General features: G+C 28.1%; 22 protein-coding genes. 16 read left to right on the plus strand and 6 right to left on the minus strand.

What is annotated here, in order from left to right:
- Positions 1–42 precede the first annotated feature (42 nt).
- From HNP65_RS06055 to HNP65_RS06095, 9 genes are all read left to right on the plus strand, one after another.
- Positions 43–1,356, plus strand: a complete 1,314-nt coding sequence (locus tag HNP65_RS06055) for an ABC transporter substrate-binding protein (protein WP_184619396.1) — start codon at positions 43–45, stop codon at positions 1,354–1,356.
- A gap of 71 nt (positions 1,357–1,427) precedes the next feature.
- Complete coding sequence (locus tag HNP65_RS06060; RefSeq protein ID WP_184619397.1) at positions 1,428–2,294, plus strand: carbohydrate ABC transporter permease; 867 nt, start codon at positions 1,428–1,430, stop codon at positions 2,292–2,294.
- A 10-nt stretch (positions 2,295–2,304) separates the two neighbouring features.
- The gene (locus HNP65_RS06065) at positions 2,305–3,138 is read left to right on the plus strand and encodes an ABC transporter permease subunit (protein ID WP_184619398.1); all 834 of its coding nucleotides are present in this window, start codon (positions 2,305–2,307) and stop codon (positions 3,136–3,138) included.
- A 193-nt stretch (positions 3,139–3,331) separates the two neighbouring features.
- Positions 3,332–3,535 (plus strand): hypothetical protein, encoded by a 204-nt coding sequence (locus HNP65_RS06070; protein WP_184619399.1) that lies wholly within the window; start codon positions 3,332–3,334, stop codon positions 3,533–3,535.
- Positions 3,529–5,193: a LytS/YhcK type 5TM receptor domain-containing protein gene (locus HNP65_RS06075; protein WP_184619400.1), complete on the plus strand. Its 1,665-nt coding sequence runs from the start codon at positions 3,529–3,531 to the stop codon at positions 5,191–5,193. Before HNP65_RS06070 ends, HNP65_RS06075 begins: the two co-directional genes overlap by 7 nt.
- Positions 5,190–5,870 carry a LytR/AlgR family response regulator transcription factor gene (locus tag HNP65_RS06080; protein WP_184619401.1) on the plus strand — a complete coding sequence of 227 codons (681 nt, stop codon included), beginning with the start codon at positions 5,190–5,192 and terminating at the stop codon, positions 5,868–5,870. Before HNP65_RS06075 ends, HNP65_RS06080 begins: the two co-directional genes overlap by 4 nt.
- Positions 5,871–6,007: 137 nt before the next feature.
- Positions 6,008–7,693 carry a carbon starvation CstA family protein gene (locus HNP65_RS06085; protein WP_184619402.1) on the plus strand — a complete coding sequence of 562 codons (1,686 nt, stop codon included), beginning with the start codon at positions 6,008–6,010 and terminating at the stop codon, positions 7,691–7,693.
- Positions 7,694–7,840: 147 nt separating this feature from the next.
- A complete protein-coding gene (locus HNP65_RS06090; protein WP_184619403.1) occupies positions 7,841–8,272 on the plus strand; it encodes a hypothetical protein in 432 nt (143 codons plus the stop codon).
- A gap of 73 nt (positions 8,273–8,345) precedes the next feature.
- Positions 8,346–9,728 carry an ATP-binding protein gene (locus HNP65_RS06095; RefSeq protein ID WP_184619404.1) on the plus strand — a complete coding sequence of 461 codons (1,383 nt, stop codon included), beginning with the start codon at positions 8,346–8,348 and terminating at the stop codon, positions 9,726–9,728.
- Between the two features lie 162 nt (positions 9,729–9,890).
- Here HNP65_RS06095 and HNP65_RS09690 read toward each other — a convergent pair whose 3' ends face one another.
- Both HNP65_RS09690 and HNP65_RS09695 read right to left on the minus strand, forming a co-directional pair.
- Positions 9,891–10,622, minus strand: a complete 732-nt coding sequence (locus HNP65_RS09690) for an ATP-binding protein (protein ID WP_221236868.1) — start codon at positions 10,620–10,622, stop codon at positions 9,891–9,893.
- Positions 10,623–10,729: 107 nt separating this feature from the next.
- The gene (locus HNP65_RS09695; RefSeq protein WP_221236869.1) at positions 10,730–11,155 is read right to left on the minus strand and encodes an AAA family ATPase; all 426 of its coding nucleotides are present in this window, start codon (positions 11,153–11,155) and stop codon (positions 10,730–10,732) included.
- Positions 11,156–11,733: 578 nt separating this feature from the next.
- On the opposite strand from HNP65_RS09695, the gene HNP65_RS06105 reads away from it, so the two are divergent.
- The 5 genes from HNP65_RS06105 to HNP65_RS06125 all read left to right on the plus strand — a co-directional run bounded on the left by HNP65_RS06105 (position 11,734) and on the right by HNP65_RS06125 (position 15,856).
- Positions 11,734–12,114, plus strand: a complete 381-nt coding sequence (locus HNP65_RS06105) for a metallophosphoesterase (protein ID WP_246348205.1) — start codon at positions 11,734–11,736, stop codon at positions 12,112–12,114.
- A complete protein-coding gene (locus HNP65_RS06110; RefSeq protein WP_184619405.1) occupies positions 12,114–13,334 on the plus strand; it encodes an RES family NAD+ phosphorylase in 1,221 nt (406 codons plus the stop codon). Before HNP65_RS06105 ends, HNP65_RS06110 begins: the two co-directional genes overlap by 1 nt.
- Before the next feature lie 18 nt (positions 13,335–13,352).
- A complete protein-coding gene (locus HNP65_RS06115; RefSeq protein WP_184619406.1) occupies positions 13,353–13,661 on the plus strand; it encodes a hypothetical protein in 309 nt (102 codons plus the stop codon).
- Between the two features lie 121 nt (positions 13,662–13,782).
- Positions 13,783–14,214 carry a DUF4855 domain-containing protein gene (locus HNP65_RS06120; RefSeq protein ID WP_184619407.1) on the plus strand — a complete coding sequence of 144 codons (432 nt, stop codon included), beginning with the start codon at positions 13,783–13,785 and terminating at the stop codon, positions 14,212–14,214.
- Positions 14,215–14,473: 259 nt separating this feature from the next.
- Positions 14,474–15,856 carry an ATP-binding protein gene (locus HNP65_RS06125; RefSeq protein ID WP_184619408.1) on the plus strand — a complete coding sequence of 461 codons (1,383 nt, stop codon included), beginning with the start codon at positions 14,474–14,476 and terminating at the stop codon, positions 15,854–15,856.
- 140 nt (positions 15,857–15,996) lie between these two features.
- Here the strand turns inward: HNP65_RS06125 and HNP65_RS06130 are convergent, their stop codons facing one another.
- The 3 genes from HNP65_RS06130 to HNP65_RS06140 all read right to left on the minus strand — a co-directional run bounded on the left by HNP65_RS06130 (position 15,997) and on the right by HNP65_RS06140 (position 17,985).
- Positions 15,997–16,158 (minus strand): putative toxin-antitoxin system toxin component, PIN family, encoded by a 162-nt coding sequence (locus HNP65_RS06130; protein ID WP_184619409.1) that lies wholly within the window; start codon positions 16,156–16,158, stop codon positions 15,997–15,999.
- A 120-nt stretch (positions 16,159–16,278) separates the two neighbouring features.
- Positions 16,279–16,431 (minus strand): hypothetical protein, encoded by a 153-nt coding sequence (locus HNP65_RS09785; protein WP_246348206.1) that lies wholly within the window; start codon positions 16,429–16,431, stop codon positions 16,279–16,281.
- 384 nt (positions 16,432–16,815) lie between these two features.
- Complete coding sequence (locus HNP65_RS06140) at positions 16,816–17,985, minus strand: ATP-binding protein (RefSeq protein WP_184619410.1); 1,170 nt, start codon at positions 17,983–17,985, stop codon at positions 16,816–16,818.
- 407 nt (positions 17,986–18,392) lie between these two features.
- Here HNP65_RS06140 and HNP65_RS06145 point away from each other — a divergent pair, with 407 nt between their 5' ends.
- Both HNP65_RS06145 and HNP65_RS06150 read left to right on the plus strand, forming a co-directional pair.
- Positions 18,393–19,769, plus strand: coding sequence for an ATP-binding protein (locus HNP65_RS06145; protein ID WP_184619411.1), 1,377 nt, complete (start codon positions 18,393–18,395; stop codon positions 19,767–19,769).
- Positions 19,770–19,870: 101 nt separating this feature from the next.
- Positions 19,871–21,274, plus strand: a complete 1,404-nt coding sequence (locus tag HNP65_RS06150; RefSeq protein ID WP_184619412.1) for an ATP-binding protein — start codon at positions 19,871–19,873, stop codon at positions 21,272–21,274.
- Between the two features lie 38 nt (positions 21,275–21,312).
- Here the strand turns inward: HNP65_RS06150 and HNP65_RS09790 are convergent, their stop codons facing one another.
- Positions 21,313–21,486: a hypothetical protein gene (locus tag HNP65_RS09790; RefSeq protein WP_246348207.1), complete on the minus strand. Its 174-nt coding sequence runs from the start codon at positions 21,484–21,486 to the stop codon at positions 21,313–21,315.
- Positions 21,487–21,517 lie beyond the last annotated feature (31 nt).

Below are 21,517 nucleotides of genomic sequence, written 5' to 3' on the forward strand. Positions count from 1 at the left end.
TTGTATAATTAATCCGCAACTCAAAAAAAGGAGGGATTGAAAATGAAAAAGCTGTTGGTTTTAATTCTTGTTGTGATAAGTATACTCAGTTTTTCTAAGGTAACTATTGAATTTTGGCATGCTATGAGTGGCTGGAGAATTGAGCTTCTTGAAAACATGGCTAAAGAATTTATGGCAACTCACCCAGATATTCAAGTAAATGTTCAGTACACAGGTTCTTACAGGGATACATTCAACAAAACAATTGCAGCTGTAAAAGCTGGAAATGCTCCGCATGTTGTACAAATATATGATATCGGTACAAGAGCTATGATCGATGGAAACATAGCTGTTCCAATAGGAGACCTTATTGCCAAAGATCCAAGTATTGATTTAGGAGCTTTCTTGCCTCAAGTTCTAAATTATTACACAGTTAACGGAAAACTCTATTCTATGCCATTTAATTCTTCAAATGCAATTTTATTCTACAACAAAACTTTCTTTAAAGAAGCAGGATTAGATCCAAATAGACCACCTAGAACCTTTGATGAATTAATCGAATATAGCAGAAAGTTGGTCAAAAAGGATAAAGATGGAAATATTATTAGATATGGACTAACTTGGCCAACACACTCTTGGTTCTTTGAACAACTTATGGCTGTTCAGGACGCACCACTTGTTAATTACGATAATGGTAGAGGAGATAAAAGACCTACCGAGGCTGTATTCAACAGTCAAGCAGGTAAGAATATTTTTGAACTGCTTGCAAAGATGACTAAAGAAGGGTTATTAATAAACACAAAGAGAGAAGATTGGAGTGGGGCAAGACAGATATTCCTTTCTGGTAAAGCTGCTATGTTACTTTATTCAACTTCAGATGTCAAATTTATAACTGAGACCGCAAAGGAAAATGGGTGGGAAGTTGGAACTGCATTCTTGCCAAAACCAAGCCTTTCAGTCCAAGGTGGTGTTGTAATAGGTGGAGGTTCACTTTGGATTCTTAAGAACCATCCAAAAGAAGAAATCGATGCTGCATGGGAATTTGTAAAATGGATGACAGAACCAGCACAACAAATTAAGTGGCACCTTGAAACTGGTTACTTCCCTGTAAGAAAAGATGCTTTAGAACAGCTTTTAATGGAAGGATTTTACGCTGATCATCCAAATTACTTAACAGCCATATTCCAACTCCTTCTTTCAAAACAAACACCTAATACAAATGGTGCAATTATTGGTGTATTCCCAGAAACAAGAGAAATTATAGAAACAGCATACGAAAAAGTTATAAACGGTGAAATGACAGTTGATCAAGCTCTTGATTGGGCAGCAGATCAAGTTACAAGAGCATTGAAGAAATACAATAGACTATATGAATAATAAGTTCTTTCAATAATCTTTAGATGCGCCTCCTTTTTGGGGGCGCTTTTATAGAAATAGGAGGTGTTGTCTTGAGAAAACTAACACCATATCTTTTGTTAGTTCCAACCTTTTTAATAATCATTCTTTTTATCTATTTTCCAGCCTTTAATTCTTTTAAATTAAGCTTCTTTCAAGAATCTTTCTTTGGAGATAAATCTATTTTTGTTGGGCTAGACAATTATATTGATTTATTTACCGATAGTGAGTATTATAAAGTTTTAAAAACAACTTTTATTTACTCACTTTCTAGTGTTGGTATTACGATATTTCTTGCATTTCTAATCGCACAACTTTTAGTTAAAAATTTACCTGGTACTAGAATTTTTAGAACTTTAATGTTTTCACCATACGCTGTTTCACCAGCAATTTCTGCAACCCTCTGGTCCATGATGTTTACTCCAACTGCAGGTCTATTGAGCTACCTTTTTCAAGTTATTTTTCATATTGACGTTGACTGGTTAACAACCGTTCCATACGCTATGATCGCACTAATAGCAGCAACCGTATGGAAAATGCTTCCATTTGATCTAATTTTTTATATTGCTGCTCTTCAAAATATTCCAGATTCAATTTTAGAATCTTCCCTCATTGATGGGGCAAATCCTTGGACTAGAATGTGGAAAATCAAATTTCCACTTGTAACTCCTATTACTTTCTATTTATTTATAATGAACTTTACCACAACTATGTTTTCTTCATTTGGAATTATAGATATTATGACTCGAGGAGGTCCACTAGGAAGTACAACCACAATGATTTACAGGTTATATCTAGATGGATTTGCTTTTCAAGACAACGGTCTTGCGGCTGCTGAATCAGTAGTAATGTTTGGTGTAATGTCAGTAATTACATATCTTTACTTTAGATTCGTTGAAAAAGGTGTACATTATCAGTGAGGTGATAATTGTGAATAGAAAAAATAAAGTTTCCTTTATTATTTCAGAAATCATTTTAATATTGGTTACAATTATTATGTTTTCTCCAATTTTTCTTGCTTTTATGATGAGTTTTATGACCCCCGCTGAAGTATTTAGCTTTCCTCCAAAAATAATACCAAAGAGCTTGTATTGGCAAAACTACAAAGAAGCACTGGGGCTTGTTCAACTAGGCAGAATGATAATTAACTCTGCTATAGTCGCTATATTTATAACCATTGGAAAGCTAATAACTGGTATTTTAGCAGGTTATGCTTTTGCAAATTTTAACTTTAAAGGCAAAAAAGTCGCATTTGCCACTTTGTTTATCACACTATTTCTTCCAGCTGAAACAGTAATGATTGTCCCTCTTTTCTTGTTAATGAAATCTTTGGGATGGGTAAATACTTATTATGCATTAATAATCCCTTTCACTGCAAGTGCCACAAATACATTTTTAATGAGGCAACATTTTAGAACTATTCCCATGGAATTAAGCGATGCAGCAAGAATAGACGGTGCAAGTCCAATGCAATACCTTTTCAAGGTTTTACTTCCATTATCAAAAGCTATGATCGGAGGAGCTGCATTAATTAATTTTGTATATGCCTGGAATATGTATCTATGGCCTCTTGTTGTTACAATGGATGATAAAATGAAGACAGCACAAATAGGAGTAAAAATGTTAATTGATGCAGAAGCTGCAAATAATTGGGGAACAATTATGGCAGGTACTATGATTGTTCTTGCACCAACACTTTTAGTATTCTTCCTCATTCAAAATCTATTCGTTAAAAGCCTTGTTAGCAGCGGTCTAAAAGGTTAATTTACATAAAAGCAAAATATTTACAAATAATGGAAATTCCTGGAAAATACAGGAATTTCCTTTAAATTTTTTTATTTGATACAATATAAACTGGAAAGTAAAATAAAAAGGATGTGATAGCATTAAAACTCTCATTTTATACGGTACTGCTTTAGGAGTTGTTGATATAAGGGGCATTAAGAAAGTTTTGAACATGTATGAAAAAGTTTTAATATACACAGCTAAAGAACCACAAGGTAAAGCTAAAGAAATGCTTAAAGACCTTAAAAATGTTGAAGTATTTATAACTTTAAACTTTTACAAAGAGGCAAAGGTCAAAGCAAAAAAACTTGACAATTGCGAGTTAAAAGATTTAGGAGACTTTGGTGAAAGGGCGATGATGAGAGATCCATGTTAGAAAACATAAGTTTGATTTTACTTGAAAGGGTTTCTCTAATTTTAGTAATCACTTATATCACTTTTCAAAGTTACTTCATTAAAAATATTTTTGGTAAAACTTTAGTTGCCAAAAATAGACTAATTTTAGGGATTATCGGAGGATTTCTAGGAGTTTTAGGAACAGTTTTTGGGATCAGATATAATGGAGCCATAGTTAATTACAGAGATATTGGGGTTATTTTTGCAGGAATGCTTGGAGGAATTCCTGCTGGTTTGATTGCTGCTCTAATATCTTCAATTTTTAGACTTTTTTTAGGTGGCATAACAGTTGTTCCTTGTTTTCTTGGAACCATAACCGCTGGGTTTATCAGTGGTCTCATATCCCAACTCTATGGAAGAAAACACTTTAGCTTCTTTAGAACACTCTCTTATACCGTATTAATTGAAATCATACATCTAACATACGTTCTAGTTATGGTAAAACCATTTTCCCTTGCCTTTGATATAACATTTAAAATACTTTTCCCCATGGTAATAACAAATTCTCTAGGGGTTTCTTTTCTAAATTACATGATTAAAAATATTGAAGAACAACTGGAACAAACAGCAGAAAACACAATAAACTCAATATTTGTCATCATGGAAAAAAGTTTAAACTCTATTGAAGAAGGTTTTAACGAAAAAACCGCAAATTTAATAGCCGAGACAATATTAAATAACACAAATTTTGATGCAGTAGCCATTACAGATAAAAACAAAATATTGGCCCACGTAGGAATTGGTAGTGATCATCACGTTCCTGGAATGCCAATACAAACTAATGCAACAAAAAAAGTTATTGAAAGTGGACATGGTTTAAAGGTTGTTGGGAAGAAAGGAATCAGTTGTTCTGTCCACAATTGTCCGCTTTATTCTGGAATTATAATTCCTTTAACAGACTTAAATAGTGAGCTGATTGGGACGTTAAAACTATACTATTCAAAAAGAGGAGAAATTAAACACTCTGACATAATCTTTGGCAAAAAATTAGCTCAGACATTATCACTAATTATTTCTTTGACTAGAATTAATGAGAGTTTAAAGCTAGCAACTGAAGAAAAACTAAGAGAATTAATGTCCAACCTAAGCCCTCATTTTTTATTTAACACATTAAATGCTATAAAATACATCTCAAAAAAGGAACCTGATAAGGTAAATTATTTTATTGACAACATCTCTGAATTATTAAGATATACCCTATACGAAAACAAGAAATTTGTCTCTTTAAAAGATGAAATAAAATTCACAACTAACTATTTGGAATTAATGAAATTAAGGTACAAAGATAAATTAAACTATGAAATAATGGTGAACGTTGAAAATACAATAAAAATTCCACCGTTTATACTACAACCCCTTGTTGAAAACTCTATAAAGCACGGAATGAAGGAAGATGAATTGATAATAAAAGTAAAGGTTGAAAGTGTAGATGACTATGTAAAAATTTCTGTCGAAGATAATGGTAAAGGCTTTAAATCTCTAAATAAAAAAGGAAAAGGGCTTGAGCTAATACAAAAAAGATTAAGCTCAATATATGGGGGAAATTATAGTTTTTCTATAAAAAATGGTATCTTTGGTGGTACAATGGTTGAGATAAAAATTAAAACAAGCAGTATGAAAGTTGGTGAAGTAGTATGATAAAAGTAGCTATTATAGATGATGAATACTATGCAAGAGAAAGTTTAAAAGATCTAATAAATGAAATGACAAACTTTGAAATAGTAGGTTGCTTTGAAAGTGTGCAAGATTTTTTGAAAAATAAAAAAAACAACGAACCTGATGTTATCTTCTTGGACATAGAAATGCCATCTGTAAATGGCATCAAAGCTTCAAAATACCTTAATAAATACGAAATAGTTTTTGTTACTGCCTATTCGGAATACGCCGTTGACGCTTTTGAGGTAAATGCTCTTGATTATCTAACAAAACCTGTGTCAGAAATCAGGTTTCTTGAGACTATAAAAAGAATAGAAGAAAAACTAAGTAAAAAAGTTATTAATACAATTGCTGTTGAACATAACAACGAGATAATTTTCTTAAATTTTGATGACATATTATACTTTGAATATTTTGATAAAAATATCATTGCAATTACAAAAAATGATGAATATGTAATAAAGCATTACAAAAGCCTTGGAAGTTTAGAAAAAGATCTTCCACAAAACTTTGTTAGAATCCACAAATCATATATCATCAACCTCAACTTCATTGAGAAATTTATCAAAGAACCTATCTCTCTTGAAATGAAAAATAAAAAATTACTTCCCATAGGAAAAACTCACCTAAAAGAAGTCAGGAAAATTTTAAAAATATAGCCTTTGTCAAGAAAAAATAATACCTTTTGTTCCTAAAAAATGGCCGTTTAGGCCATTTTTTTTAACGTATAAGATTAAGTTGCCTATTCTAATGATAAATTAGATTTTGGAAAATCATTAGAGAGGAGGGATATTTTATGAATTCTTTGATACTAGCTATCCTAGCATTCGTTGGTTACTGGGTGGCATATAACACATATGGAAAGTGGATATCAAAGAAGATCTTTGGATTAAATGACAAAAATCCTGTCCCAGCAAAAGAATTTGAAGATGGTGTTGATTTTGTTCCAACAAAAAAACATATTTTGCTTGGTCACCACTTTACTACTATAGCAGGTACAGGCCCTATTGTAGGTCCCGCAATAGGCGTCATCTGGGGATGGGTCCCAGCATTCATATGGGTGTTTTTTGGCTCAATATTTATGGGTGCAGTCCATGACTTTACTTCACTTGTAATTTCAGCAAGACACCAGGGTAAAACCATTGGTGAATTAACGGGAAACTTAATAAATGAAAGAACAGCTAAAATATTTTTAGTGCTTATACAATTTTTGCTATGGATAGTATTGGCTGTCTTTGCTATGATAGTTGCTTTGCTATTTATTATGTACCCACAAGCTGTATTTCCAGTATGGATGGAAATCCCAATTGCAATGTGGTTAAGTTACATGGTATATAACAAAGGAAAAAATGATACGTTATATTCCATAATTGCAATAATATTAATGTATGTAACAATTGCTATTGGTGTAGTGTTCCCAATTAGTGGTATATCACTTCTTGGCTGGATATATATTTTAATGATTTATGTATTTATAGCCTCTACTATGCCTGTTCATAAGTTACTACAGCCAAGAGATTATATAAACTCTCACGAACTTTTAATTGCTATGGCACTATTAGTACTAGGCGTTATAATTGGACATCCTAAAATAGTTGCTCCTGCATTCCAAACAGTCCCAGATGCACCTCCTATATTCCCAATTTTATTCATTACAATAGCATGTGGTGCTATTTCAGGATTTCATAGTTTGGCAGCTTCCGGTACAACAGTCAAACAAATGGAAAAGGAAACCGACGCACACTTGATAGGATATGGTGGAATGATCCTTGAAGGTGTTTTGGCTACAATAGTAATTATTGCCGTTACCGCTGGACTTGGAATGAATGGTGGAGGAGTACAAGCATTTACATCACATTATGCATCATGGGCAACAGCAAGTGGTTTAGGCGCAAAATTAGCAGCCGTTATTAATGGATCCGCTAATTTAATGCATTCATACGGCATACCACTAGATTTAGCAAAGACAATAATGGCAGTGTTTATAGTTTCTTTTGCAGGAACAACAATGGACTCATCAACAAGGATTCAAAGATTTGCACTGCAAGAATTATTCTCCAATAAAAAAGGAGAAGTAGTAGTTAAACCTTTAAAAAACAGGTTTATCGCTACTGCAATAGTAATATTAGCAGCTCTAGCACTAGCACTATCAACTGGTGATGGTAAAGGTGCTTTAACATTGTGGCCAGTATTTGGTGCATTAAATCAATTACTTGCTGCTCTAGCCCTATTAATTGGTACGGTCTATTTAGCTAAAAAGAAAAAACCAATATGGATTACAGGAATACCAATGATATTTATGTTTATAATAACACTATATGCAACAGTATTAAATCTCAAAAAATTTATAAGTGGAGGAAATGGTCTATTAATATTCGTAACTATTTCAACACTTGTAATTGCTCTATGGATAATGATAGAAGGATTTATAGCTATCTTTAAGTCTAACAAAGAAATTGTACCTGTGGAAGAAGAAATTTAAAAAAATTTATCTCTATGCAAAAATCAATAAACAAACACTCCCAAAAAGCTATAAATACACTGAACTCAAGAAATGATTCAAGATAAAAAAGAAATGAAAAACACCCCCGAAGTGGTACAATAATGCCAACAAAGGGGGTGTTTTTCTTTGACTAAGAAAGGGAAAAAGTTTAGAAAACATCCTTTGAATATAAAGAAAGAAGCCATTAGACTTTACATGGATGAAAAACTTCCTAAGAAAATTATTGTTTCTCTCTTAGGTGTTCCTGAAAGTAGAATGCAATTGTGGATAAAGAATTATTTAGCATATGATAGTACTGAACTTAAAAAAGGCAGACCAAAGAAAAAAAGAATATACACAATTCTACAATTAAGAAAGATATCAAGCAAGATTAAAAAACATGGCTTCGAAAAAGTTTCAAAGCCATGCTGTTTGAAAAGTAAATTATTATCTTTTTTATTCGTCTCACTTATGGAAGTAAGTTCAACAAAAAATGTTTTTATATCAACTTTGATTAATAATTTTCAATCAGCCTTTGAATTTATGGCTTCTGATATGATAAAATTATTATGCCAATAATATGTTATTCAACATAATGTTGCCCAACATAATGTTCGAAAACATATAATAGTTGTATCGAGAGGTGATTTTAATGGAGTTTTATAATAGAAAAAAAGAGCTGGAATTTTTTGATGAAATTAAATCTCAAAAGCAAAAAAATCTTTTTATAGTTGTTTACGGAAGAAGAAGGATTGGAAAAACTACACTCGTAAGAAAAGCTTTCGAAAAAGAAGAAAATGTTTTCTACTATTTTGTGGATGTTTTAAATCCAAATAACTTGCTTGAAAAAATTAGTCTTTCTTTTTCAAAAGCTGTTTTTAAAGATTGGTACGATTTGTTTCTAGAACTTTTTGAAAAATTTGAGTTTGTCATTTTCGATGAATTTCAAAATTTTAATAAAGTTTCCCCGTCCATACTTTTTTCTCTTCAAAAAGCATGGGATGAAATTAAATACAGAAACCATAGCACAAAGCTTATTGTACTAGGTTCATACGTTGGACTTATGAAAAAACTATTTTACGATAACAAAATGCCACTTTTTGGTAGAAAAGATTATTTAGTAAATATTTCTGAATTTCCATTAAGTGAATCAATAAAATTACTTTTAAACTTTGGATTCTCAACAAAAGAAGCATTCGAGATATATTCATTAACTGGTGGGATCCCAAATTATCTTTTGCTTTTTAAAGAAAAAAAATCTTTAAAAAGTCATATTTTTGACCTGTTTTTAAAAGATTATGCTCCTTTAAAAAATGAAGGGGAAAATATCCTAGTATTAGAATTTGGAAGTGAGCACAAAAGCTATTTTTCAATTCTAGAGTCAATCTCAGGTAGCCCAAAAACTATTTCTGAGATTTCAGACTTATCAAAGATTGAAAAAACTTCACTTCCACGTTATTTAAAAGAATTAGAAGAAGAATATGAAATTGTAAAATCTATTGAACCACTTTTCCCTCAAAAAAAGAGAATGAAAAAATACAAAATAAATGATTTTTATTTTGACTTCTATTTTAATTTTATACGAAAATACATTTCAACTATAGAATTTTCTCCTGAAAAAGCGCTAGAGTTAATATGGAAAAATCTTCCACAATATTTTGGATTAAAATTTGAAACAATTTGTCAAAGATTTTTGAAAGAAACACCAGAAGTTTTAGGATTTATTCCAGAGAAAATTGGAAATACGTGGGGAAAAGTTCCTGGAAAGAAAAATGAATCATTTGATATTGACATAGTTGCATATGACTCAGAAAATGTTGTTTTTGGTGAATGCAAATGGACTAACAAAAAAGTTGGTATGGAGGATTATAAAAAATTGTTGATTAGAAGCAGCTATGTAAATTGTGGAGAGAGAAAGAAAAAATATATTCTCTTTTCAAAAGAAGGGTTTGAAAAAGAATTACTAGGTATCAAAGACTTAATTTTATTAACCCCTGAAGATATGGTAGAAAAAATTAAATCAAACGTACCATAAAATTCTCATATTTTTTGATACAATTTCTACGTCATTTCACCATCAGAGTAATATTTATTTGAATTTGTTTTTGTAAATCATTATTAAGCACGAATAACATGAGTTACTCATAACATTTGAAATAGAACCCAATATTTTCCTTAAGGATCGAGATTTAGCTTTTTAAATACTTTTAAAATTATCAGAAACAACTTTTTTCATTTCATAAAAAGGTATTATTTTGACCTTTGTTTTATCCAATTTTTCTTCATGCTTAGATAGCAAATTTACAACTATGGCTTCTTTTGGTTGATACTTTTTAATGAAACTTCTTAAAGCTCTTGTAATTTTAAATTTTTTTAGATTTGTATATTTAACTTCTATAGGAATATAATTTATACCTTTTCTTAAAATAAAATCAACTTCAGCTTTGTCTTTTGTTCTCCAATAATGAATAGAAAAATCGTATTTTTTTGATAAATAATACAGATTTATATAAACAAAATTCTGAAATAAAAAACTGAAGTCATTTACATTCCCAAATTCACCAGATGCATAATTTTTTAAACCCAAATCTTTAAAATAACAAACCGGGGATTTCGTTAATTCCTTTGCCTTATTTGTGAAAAATGGTTGGATTGAGTCAATTACATAAGTTTTTTGAAGATACCAGATATAATTTTTTAAAGTTTTTGTAGATATTCCTGTTTCTGATGAAAGATTCGAAAAATTAAGAGTTTTACCAGTTAAATGTGATAGTATTCTAACTAATAAATTAAACTCACTGATTTTGGCAACTCTTAAAAGACTAACAATATCCTTTTCTATGTAACTTTGATAAATTTCTTTGATTATCTCATTTTTTTCTTTTAAACTTGTTTCAAGTATAACTCGAGGATAACCTCCAAAATTCATATATTCTTCTAAAAAAGATAGAGTTTTAGTTTCTTCTAAACTAAAAAATTTTTCTAGTTTATTTTCGTATTTATAATCTGTTTTGTAATTTACAAATTCTTCAAAAGTTATAGTTGGAAGTTCAAAAATTCTTTTTCTTCCAGCAGTGATTCTTGAATTTTTTCTTTAAGCTCAATACTTCCTGAACCTGAAACTATGAACTTATATGGTAAATTCATATCATATATTCCCTTTAAAAATAATCCAGCATTTTCTTTTCTCTGTATTTCATCTATAAATACATAACCTTTAGAATCGCCTATTTCTAATTCAATTTTTTTTAATAAATCTGCTTGAGATTTAAAATACTTCATTTCTTCTTCTATATCAAGATTCAAAAACAAAGTTTTTTCTCCAGATGAAATAAGTTCATTTTCAATAATTTTCATTAATGTAGTTTTTCCACTTTGTCGTGGGCCGGTAATAACTGTAATTTCAGGTTTGTTTAAATGTTCTTTTATCTCTTTAAGCAGCTCTCTTTTTATTAGATTCATATTTTCATCCTCTTTTTGAAAATATATTCATTTAATTTATATCACGAAAATTTAGGAAGTATACTTCTAATTTAGTACGATATTTTGAGAAATATACTTTATAAATAGCCCGATATTTTATGAAGTAGTTTAGAAAAAAATAAAATAAAAAGCAATAAATTCAAAATTTTAGGAGGAAGTCTTTCCGATTTTAATATTCCAAAAACTATTAACGATTATCTCCATTTCGCACCCTACTAATTACTTTTTCTATTTGTTGCATACAGCCAGAAAATGTTGCTTTTGGTAAATGCAATTGGACTGACAAAAAATTGATTTGGAGGATTATAAAAAGTTGTTGATTAGAAGCAGCTATGTGGATTGTAGAGAGAGAAAAAATATATTCTCTTTCCAAAAGCAGGGTTTGAAAATGAATTATATGGTAAAGTAAAGCAAATAGTAGTTACTTTGTTTATTTGATAATATACAAACTATTTTTTAACAATATATGAAATTTTAGTTATTACAACTTGACTTTTACAAAAAAAGTATGGTAGTATTTTGTTAGGTTGATTTCTTTATTTTTAGGGAGGATAGGGATGAGTAAATCGGTTATTGTGAGTGATTTACACATCGGTGACATGTCTGATGCTGATGATTTTTATACCTCCGGTAATTTTGAAAAATTTATAGCCTTTCTTGAATATATTGAAAAAGATGAGGAAATAGAAAAAATAATTATAGCAGGCGATTTATTTGAACTATGGCAATGTAAAGTTGAAAAAATTCTACAAATGTATGTTGATTTATGGAAAGTTTTACTTAAATTAAAAGAAACAGGAAAAAAGATAATTTATATCCCCGGCAATCATGATTCCCTTCCTTTTGCAAAGTTAGTTTACAAATATTTTTATTCCTACCTTTTGATTTCGCTTATACTTAAATTATTTAATACTTCGAAAAGATTGGAGAGATTTTGATGAAAAATGATGAAAATTATTGTTGTACAAAGTGTTTTGAAGATAACCATATAAAAGATTACATAAAAAGCAAAGGAACAATAGGAAAATGTAGTATATGCCAAAAGGAGAACGTTCATATTTCAAAATTTTCTGATGTTGCTAATTTTATTATAGAAGGTTTGAGAAAAGCATACGATATCGTTGAAAATGAAGGATTCTGGGATCCAGAGGCAAAATGCTTTAAAAACCCTGTAAATGATAACAATATAGGGAAATCAATATTTAAAATACTCTTTTCTGAAGAAAAGATCTTTTCTAACGATTTTGATGAAAAAGCTGCAAAAGAATTTTTGCAAAAGTTAATGAATTCTATTAAACCAACTAAAAGAGATATAGCAAAAGGTGATAACGATTTGTACTCTGATATAGAAAGTCCAAATTGGATGTTTATAGGTGAGTTTTATTATTCTGAGGATGAGGAAAAAAAGAAAAAATTATTTTATTCTTGGAATGAGTTCAAAAAAGTTACAAAATATAATTTTAGATTCTTTGACGTATCCAAATGTAAAAAAAGAATAGAATTACTTAGGGAACTTAAAAACATATTTAATAAAATGGAAAAAGAACTTCCAGAAGGTAAAACACTTTATCGATCAAGGATTTACAACAATCCTCTCGAAAATTTAAAAATACCTTGTGATATAGGACCAGCACCGATTAATAATACAAAAAATAATAGGTTTAGCCCAGCTGGTATATCTTACATGTATTTATCAGAAGATATGGAAACTTGTATTAATGAAGTAAACCCACAAATAAAAGATAATGTACTCGTCGGGGAATTTAAATTGAAAAAGAAAATAAATATATTAAATTTAACAGATAGTCCAGTTAAAAGTATATTTTGTAATGATTATGACCACAAAGTAAGAATGATTTTCAAAAATTTTATAATTAAATTTGCTGAAGAAGTCAGTAAACCAATGAAAATAAGCGATAACAAAGAAATTGAATATGTACCTACGCAAGTTTTATCAGAATATGTTAGAAAGCTTGGATATAAAGGAATAATGTATAAAAGCTCATTGAATAAAGATAGTTATAATTATGTTCTCTTCTTTGGACCAGAAGATGATAATAACGAATATATTGAGTACTTTGAAAACTATTTAGAACTTAAAAATTTATTCAATGTTGAAATAACTAAGATTAAAATAACTTATAAAAAGAAAAACTAAATTATGGAGAGTGATTTTATGCTTTTTGACTTAGATGATATTAATATCAATATATTTGTAGATGAAAAAAAGAAGGTAAATAATAAATGGAATTATATTGGAATGTTGCTTGTGAAAGAACCATTCGAAAAAGAAATTATAAGTTTTCTGAAGAAAACGCAAGAAGAGGAAAAAATAAATGAAATGAAATATAAAGATATAAAAATTAAAAGCGGAAGATACAAAGTAGCAATGAAGTGGCTTGATCTTATTCAAGAAAATTTTTTGCCACATCCAGAATGTAAGTTTTTTATAAATATTTTTAGGAATAGACAGCCAAAAACTTAATTATTCATTTTTTGGAGCAGAAAGTGAAAGTGAAAAGTATTATCATTCTTACAACCGTTTTTTCAGAACAGTAATAAAAAGTTCTTGGAGTCACTTTTTAAAAAATCAAAATACTAATTATGTGATAAAACAAGTATTTCATGATGCGGAAGGAGTTCTTGAAACACAACAACCACATTTTAAAAGACAATTAAAAAAAGCATTTGAAGAAGATAATACTTTGAAAATATTAGATAAAGAAATAAAATTTGTAAACTCTAATCCAAATAAGGAAAAAGATTATAAAAACTATTCATATTTTATAGAATTAATTGATTTGATTTTGGGAGTAGTTTCTTTTTCATATGATTGTAAGCACGATTTTAATAAAGTAAACTCTCAGAAGATAGAAGCTAGAAAAAATATGGCTTCAAAAATAAATATAATATTATGGCAGATTTTTAACAAAAAAGCTTATTTTAAAAATTTTGATGTATCTTTTTTCCTAAAAATACATATGATGAAAATGTACCTGCTGAAAATTCTTTTTTTAAAAGACAACCAATCATTTTAGAACAACAAAATTTTGAAGAAATATATAAATAAATTAGAAAGCTTTTGTTCGCACACTTTTTTAACAAAAAAATCCAACTATCTTCTTCAAGCAGATAATTTTTAAAAGGCTTTTTTTGAACTTTTCTTGAATATTCAAAAAAATCAAATCAAAAAATATTAATATAACTGGAATGTTTGGTAATTTTAATGTTTTTTGTTATAATACTAATTATAATTAGTATATTTATGATTAGTATAATTGTATTTAGTTATATTAAATGGGTGGTGATATTATTTTTATAAATCGATTTGAAGAAAAGAAATTACTCGATGAAATACTTACCTCTTCCAAAAAAGAAGTTTTTATATTATACGGAAGAAGGCGTGTCGGAAAAAGTGCTTTGTTAAAAGAAGTTTCTAAAAATAAAAAAACTCTATTTTATACCGCTAGAAAAATATCAAAAACTGAACAATTAAATAGTTTTTCTAAAAGTGTTGGAAATTTTTTAAATATGGGAAATATAAGATTTGAAAATTGGGAAGATGCTTTTAGAACCTTATTTAATTATTCAAAAAGAGAAAATATAGTTATCATTCTTGATGAATTTCAATATCTTGCAGAAAAAAATGAAGAGATAATTTCTATTCTTCAAATCTTACTAGATGAGTTTGATGACTCTAAAATTAAACTCATTCTTTGCGGTTCAAGTATAAGTTTTATGGAAGGTATATTAGCTTATAAAAATCCATTATACGGAAGAAAAACTGGGAGTTTAAAATTAAATCCTATTTCTTTTGAAAATTTAAAGCTTTTCATACCAGAGTATAATTATCACCAATTAATTGAAACCTATTCAATAATTGGAGGTATTCCATATTATCTAACTTTATGGAATGGAAAAACAGATTTGTTTTCAAACATTGAAAATTTATTTTTAAAACTTGGTGCACCGTTAAAAGAAGAACCATATTTTATTTTGTATCAAGAGTTAAGAGAGCCTGCAATCTATCAATCTATACTTGAAGCCCTTGCAAGTGGTAGAAATAAAATCAATGAAATTACATCATTTATTGGAGAAAATGATTCTCGAAAAATACAACCGTATTTGAAATCACTCATTAACTTAAAACTGATAAAAAGAATTACTCCCGCGCTTTTAAAAAATCCACACAGAACCAAAAATTTCTTGTACGTTATTGACGATCAGCTGTTTAGATTCTGGTATAGATATATTTTCCCATACAAAGAAAGCGTAGATTTAAATGAATATGGAAATGTTTTGGATTTAATTGAAAATGATTTTTCACAATATGTTTCATTTGAATTTGAAAAGCAAAGTGTAAATTACTTAAAAAGGCGTTTTAATTTAATTGAAGCGGGAAATTTCTGGAAAAAAGACGTTGAGATAGATATGTTAGGGAAAGACAAAGAAGGGAAAATATATGCTGCTGAAATAAAATGGAGAAATAAAAAGATGAATATGAAGGATTTTTATAATTTGAAAAACAAAGTCGAGAAAATAGAATTGAATGTAGACTATTTTATTTTAGTTTCAAAAAGTGGTTTTGAAGAAAATCTTTCTGAAATAGATGATAATATATACTTTATTGAATTTAGCAAAGAAAAAGGTTGGCAAGATTGGCACGGTGTAAAAAGATAACAAATTCTTGTTTTACCAGGAGCATCTAATAGCTGTAATTTAGATTTTCTAAATGCTCTCTTATTTTCCTCAAGTAAGTACTTTTTATTTGCACTTGGTATAATTTCAAAAAGTCATTAGGAGTATAAATTATTAAATCTTTACTTTTCTCTCAACAACACATTTCTATACTCGCTAATTATCCTACTGTCAGCACATATTAATAGTTTTTCTGAAAGAACTAAATTCAAAATTTTAGCAAGGGGGCTTTCAGGTTTTAATATTCCAGAAACTATTACATTAGTATCAACAACTACCTTCACCTCGCTCCTCATCAATTACTTTGTCTATTTCCTCGTCACTGATTTTATCTAACCCTTTTTGTTTTGAAATAAGTTTCATTTTTTCAACGGCTCTCATAGCTTTTACCTGTCTAAATGCTGCTAAAGTACTTTCAATATCTTCAATATCATTTTCGATACGGATAACAATTGCTTTTGGCTTCCCATTTGAAGTAATAATTGTTTCATTTTCTTTCCATAAAATAGCGGGTTAGAACGTATTTCTTTGCTTCTTACATAGCGTATTTTACTCATAATATCACCTCCAATATCTTACTTTAGGTCATACCATATTTTATATTTTAATCAAAATATGAGTAATTTCTTGTTTTTTTAAAGTTCAAAATAAATTTTGCATAAAATAAAATTTAATCAACTAATAGAAAATAAAATGCATTTATTAACAATTTTGTGCAATGAAAAACGCACGTGTATCAATCTTAAGTTATAAAAATAGTTTTTTAAAGATTATACAAAAACTATATATGATTTTACTTTTTGAAAATCATGAAAGAGAATTGAATAAGATTTAGGCGTAAGAAGATGAATATTAGTTTTAAATGCATGAAAATGTAAATATTGATCTTTGAAGATACAAATCTTAAGATTTATCATATACTTAAATTAAAATGATTAATCTTACCACAAAAAACCAAGTACCCACAATGGAATTTTATTTTTGATTGGAATGTCAAGATCATCTCTTATCACAAAATCTGAATTTTTTATCTTTTTGTTTTTACCTCCAACTTCTATTTTATAACTATCAAACACAAAATCCCCATCTTTTTCATTTTTAATTGAATATACTTTTCCAATTTCTTTCAAAGCAAAAACCACAAATGCTTCTCTGAAATTACCAATTTCACCATCAAAAATATGGTAAAATGATGGATCAGAAAGAAATATTTTATCACCTTTTGTATTAACTTTAAAGTTCTCTTTTTTGTTCACTATATTTATTAGTCCTGATTCTTGTAACACATATAGTATTTCGTATAATTTTTGCTTTCCAACGTTCCATTCTCTGCACATTGATTCAACATTAACAGTTGGAATTTTTGAATAAATTAAATAGCTAACAATAGCCCATATTAATCTTAAATGGTTATCTCTAATAGTTTCTAGAAAATATGGAATATCACTATAAATTGTCTTTTCAAGAACATTTTTCATTTTTTCTGAAAAATTTCCTTCAATATAAAAAGGACGAGTTCCTGAAATTGAATAATTTTTAAAATATTTCAAAATATCTACATCCTTTGTTATCGAAATAATATATTCTCTGTCAAAATCAAATGGTGAAGAAATTTTATTAAATTTTTTTCCAGTTTCAAAGTATAAATACTCTCTAAAAGATAATAACGGTAGTTTTACTTTAACAAATCTTCTTGAAAGGTCAGAAATTCCTTTCCTTAAAATAATGCTACTGCTATCACTTATCCAGATTTTTTTATTTGGGAAAGAATCATACAACGATTTTATTTGAATGCTCCAGTTGTTCAAATAATGGACTTCATCAACAATTAATCCATTAAAACCTTCTTGAAAAACACTTTCTCCAAGATCATAAAGTGAAATTTGTGAAAACAGTGGATCGTCTCCTGAAACATAAAATAGATTATTCTTTTTTGCACTCATTAACAAATAAGTTGTCTTACCTACTCCCCTTGGACCATATATTAACAAACCTCTTTCATTTTCAAATTTTTCAATATTTTCAAAATAAAGTCTTTTTTTATTAGGAAGAAAATTAATCATTCTTTCTTTTTTCTCTTCAAATTTTTCAAGTATTTCTACTTTTTTCATATTTTTACCCCCATTAATTCGTTCTATCACAAAACTATTATACCATATTATCGTTTTATAATAAAACGTTATATAGGTTTAATATTAAATATCGCTTTATAATAAAACGATATTAGGCAAAAAATGTTTTAAAACAGAACGATCATTTATTTATAAACAAAACTTTTGAAAATTGTATAAAAGAGTGTTGTATTGTCAAAGAGTAATAAAATAGCAATTTTCACACCGATCCAAGAATTTATTTCTTGAAGCTTTCCCTCTATGTTTTTTTATCATCATATTAATCCATTAAATTAGAGAATAACAACTAACTTTTCATTTTTAGTCAATACACTGACTAAATTAGGCCCAATTTGGTCAGTGTAATGACTATATGTTATAATATAACTTATCCAGGAGGTGAAAATATGGATTTTTCATATGTCTATAGCCAAAATCCATGGTGGGAAGATAGCAAATCAATATATCTTGATATGCATATAAGAAAATTTGAAAAAAGTAAATTTAAGTACATACCTTGTTTTATGAAAAATTTAAAAAATTACAAGAATGGTATTTACATATTAAAAGGTCCAAGGCAGATTGGAAAAACAACAGTATTAAAACTTCTCATCAAAGATCTTATTGAAAAAAATGTTAATCCATCAAATATCCTTTATGTAACCCTTGATTTAATAAGCAACGAGAACGACCTTACGCAAATTCTAATTGATTATTTTTCCATTAAAAACAACATAAAAGAAAAAAAGTATTTGTTCCTTGATGAAATTTCAAGTGTAAATAATTGGCAGAAATCTATTAAATATCTATATGATACAGGAAGACTAGAAAATGCATTTGTAGTATTAACTGGCTCTTCTTCATATGATTTAAAAAAATCTTCTGAAAGACTTCCTGGAAGAAGGGAATTTGGGAAAGATATAGTGTATTTACCAGTTTCTTTTAAAGAGTATATTACTCAAAATCACAAGATCGACTTTCAGTACAAATTGGAAGATTTATTCGAAATTAGTGAAAAAGAGTTAAAAACATTAAATCTAAAACTTACAAGGTTTAAAGAAGATTTTAAAACATACATTAATACTGGAGGGTTTCCAAAAGTAATTAACGATTTCTTTGAAAATAACTCTATATCTGAAGAAACTTTAAATACATATACAAACTACTTGTATGGTGATATTGAACGGTTTAATCGTTCAAGGTTAATATTAAATCAATTACTTTTTAAGATTCCAGATTTAATAGGTCAACGTTTTTCCTGGAATTCTCTTTATAATGAAATTGAAGGAACTGGTTCGAAAAATACAATTGAGGATTACTTTACCTTATTAAGCATGAATTTTCTTTTTGGAATTTTATTTTTCTATGACTTTCCTAAAAAAACAATTAAACCTAAAAAGCAAAAAAAGATTTACCCAATAGATTTAATTATAACATTTGTTATAGAAAAAATTACTAACACCCAAATTAAATTACCTGTAAAAATTGAGCAAATTGTCTTTACCCACCTTTTAAAATACTCAAAAGATTTACCTGAGGGATTAATGTTATATAACGGACCATATTTTTGGTACTCTCAGAAAGGAAAGGAAATTGATTTCTTAATTAATCTAAAAAGTGACATTATTCCAATAGAAGTTAAATTTCAAAACAACATTTCTCCTTCTGATTACTTAACAATGAAAAAAGTATTTCAAAAAGGTATTTTAATAACAAAAAATAGTGTATTTAAAAAGGATAATATAGTAGCACTTCCAATTGAATCATTTTTACTTATTACGTAAAATTTCAAAACCGGATTTTTTATAATTATAGTTTAAACTATTATAGTTCAAACTATAATATTTTTGACAATAATATGGTATAATCTTTTCGAGGCGATATTATGAAATTTGTTGATAGAATTGACGAAATAAAATTTTTAGAAAAAGAGTACAATAAAAAAACTTCTTCCTTTATAGTATTGTATGGCAGAAGAAGAGTGGGAAAGACAAGACTTATAAAAGAATTCATCAAAAACAAAGATAGTGTATATTTTTTGGCAACCGAGGAAAGTGAAACAGAAAATATTAAAACATTCCAAAATATCCTCTATTCAAAATATAAAATCCCACTGCTTGATAATAACAAATTATTAAGCTGGAATGACCTTTTTTATATAATTTCAACCTTAAAATTTGAGAAAAAACTAATTATAGTGATAGATGAATTCCAATATTTATTAAAGTCTAATAAAGGCTTTTCATCTATTTTGCAAAAAGCATGGGATGAATATTTGAAAGATAAAAATATAATGCTAATTATTTCTGGATCGGCACTTTCTATGATAAAAAGAGAAGTTCTTTCATATTCAAGTCCACTATATGGAAGAAGAACTGGTCAAATAAATCTTAAGCCAATTAAATTTAAATATTTCAAAGAGTTTTTTGAAAATAAAAATATTGACTTAATAAAACTCTATTCTTTAACTGGGGGAATTCCAAAATATATAGAAATATTAGAATTAAAAGAGAATATATACGACACTATTAAAGAAAATTTTTTAAACGTTAATTCTTATCTATTCGAAGAGCCCTATCTTTTACTGGAAAAAGAGTTGAAAGATATAGGATCATATTTTTCAATAATAAAGGTCATCGCGAACGGAAATAATAAACTCTCAAAAATTTCAGCAAGCCTTGGCATAAAGCAAACATCTCTAAGCTATTATCTAAACAATCTAATCGAGCTTGATATATTGGAAAGAGAAGTTCCGATTTTAGAAAAAAATCCACAAACAAGTAAAAAAGGAATATATAAAATAAAAGATAATTTTTTAAATTTTTGGTTTAAGTTTATATATCCGTATAAAAGTTATATAGAAATTGGAAACATTGATTTTGTTATGAACATAATAAAAAAATCCTTTATTGAAAGACATGTAAGCTTTATATTCGAAGATATCAGTAGAGAAGAATTGATAGATTTAAATTTAAATGATAAATTACCAGTGAAATTATCAAAAATTGGAAGATGGTGGGACAAAAACTTGGAAATTGATATTGTAGGAGTAGACAAAGAAAATAAACCAATTCTTTTTGGAGAGTGTAAATATACAAAAAAACCAGTAGATTTAGATGTGTATTATGTTTTGGTAGAGAAATCAAAAAAGCTTTTAAAAGATAACAATCATAATAATTTGTATTTTGTTTTCTTTTCGTATAATGGATATACAAAAAATTTTATAGATAAAGCAAAAAAGGAAAAAAATATACTTATTTTTGAAGGAGATTTATCCGAAAATTATTAAGATTTAGCAAGGTAAAAAAGCTAGCGATTTTTTGAAATCTAAAACTTAATATATTCTCTAAAAAACCTAACAAAATCATTAAAAAATTTCTTTATAGCACTCCACTTTTCTTCAACTTCTCTAAAATCTTTATTTTTTTCTGCATCTTCAAAATAAACTAAAGCTTTAAGAAAAATAAGAGGATTATATCCTTTATATTTAGTCTCAAGCATCGAAACTAGCTCCTTGATAGTCCATCTATGA

This window comes from Thermosipho japonicus (assembly GCF_014201655.1).
GTDB classification, from domain to species: domain Bacteria; phylum Thermotogota; class Thermotogae; order Thermotogales; family Fervidobacteriaceae; genus Thermosipho; species Thermosipho japonicus.

Excerpts from the sequence above, each read along its gene's own strand:
- HNP65_RS06055 (WP_184619396.1), top strand. The coding sequence starts at position 43 with ATGAAAAAGCTGTTGGTTTTAATTCTTGTTGTGATAAGTATACTCAGT.
- HNP65_RS06070 (WP_184619399.1), top strand. The coding sequence starts at position 3,332 with ATGTATGAAAAAGTTTTAATATACACAGCTAAAGAACCACAAGGTAAA.
- HNP65_RS06075 (WP_184619400.1), top strand. The coding sequence starts at position 3,529 with ATGTTAGAAAACATAAGTTTGATTTTACTTGAAAGGGTTTCTCTAATT.
- HNP65_RS06080 (WP_184619401.1), top strand. The coding sequence starts at position 5,190 with ATGATAAAAGTAGCTATTATAGATGATGAATACTATGCAAGAGAAAGT.
- HNP65_RS06085 (WP_184619402.1), top strand. The coding sequence starts at position 6,008 with ATGAATTCTTTGATACTAGCTATCCTAGCATTCGTTGGTTACTGGGTG.
- HNP65_RS06095 (WP_184619404.1), top strand. The coding sequence starts at position 8,346 with ATGGAGTTTTATAATAGAAAAAAAGAGCTGGAATTTTTTGATGAAATT.
- HNP65_RS09690 (WP_221236868.1), bottom strand. The coding sequence starts at position 10,622 with ATGAATTTTGGAGGTTATCCTCGAGTTATACTTGAAACAAGTTTAAAA.
- HNP65_RS09695 (WP_221236869.1), bottom strand. The coding sequence starts at position 11,155 with ATGAATCTAATAAAAAGAGAGCTGCTTAAAGAGATAAAAGAACATTTA.
- HNP65_RS06105 (WP_246348205.1), top strand. The coding sequence starts at position 11,734 with ATGAGTAAATCGGTTATTGTGAGTGATTTACACATCGGTGACATGTCT.
- HNP65_RS06110 (WP_184619405.1), top strand. The coding sequence starts at position 12,114 with ATGAAAAATGATGAAAATTATTGTTGTACAAAGTGTTTTGAAGATAAC.
- HNP65_RS06115 (WP_184619406.1), top strand. The coding sequence starts at position 13,353 with ATGCTTTTTGACTTAGATGATATTAATATCAATATATTTGTAGATGAA.
- HNP65_RS06125 (WP_184619408.1), top strand. The coding sequence starts at position 14,474 with ATGGGTGGTGATATTATTTTTATAAATCGATTTGAAGAAAAGAAATTA.
- HNP65_RS09785 (WP_246348206.1), bottom strand. The coding sequence starts at position 16,431 with ATGAGTAAAATACGCTATGTAAGAAGCAAAGAAATACGTTCTAACCCG.
- HNP65_RS06140 (WP_184619410.1), bottom strand. The coding sequence starts at position 17,985 with ATGAAAAAAGTAGAAATACTTGAAAAATTTGAAGAGAAAAAAGAAAGA.
- HNP65_RS06145 (WP_184619411.1), top strand. The coding sequence starts at position 18,393 with ATGGATTTTTCATATGTCTATAGCCAAAATCCATGGTGGGAAGATAGC.
- HNP65_RS06150 (WP_184619412.1), top strand. The coding sequence starts at position 19,871 with ATGAAATTTGTTGATAGAATTGACGAAATAAAATTTTTAGAAAAAGAG.
- HNP65_RS09790 (WP_246348207.1), bottom strand. The coding sequence starts at position 21,486 with ATGCTTGAGACTAAATATAAAGGATATAATCCTCTTATTTTTCTTAAA.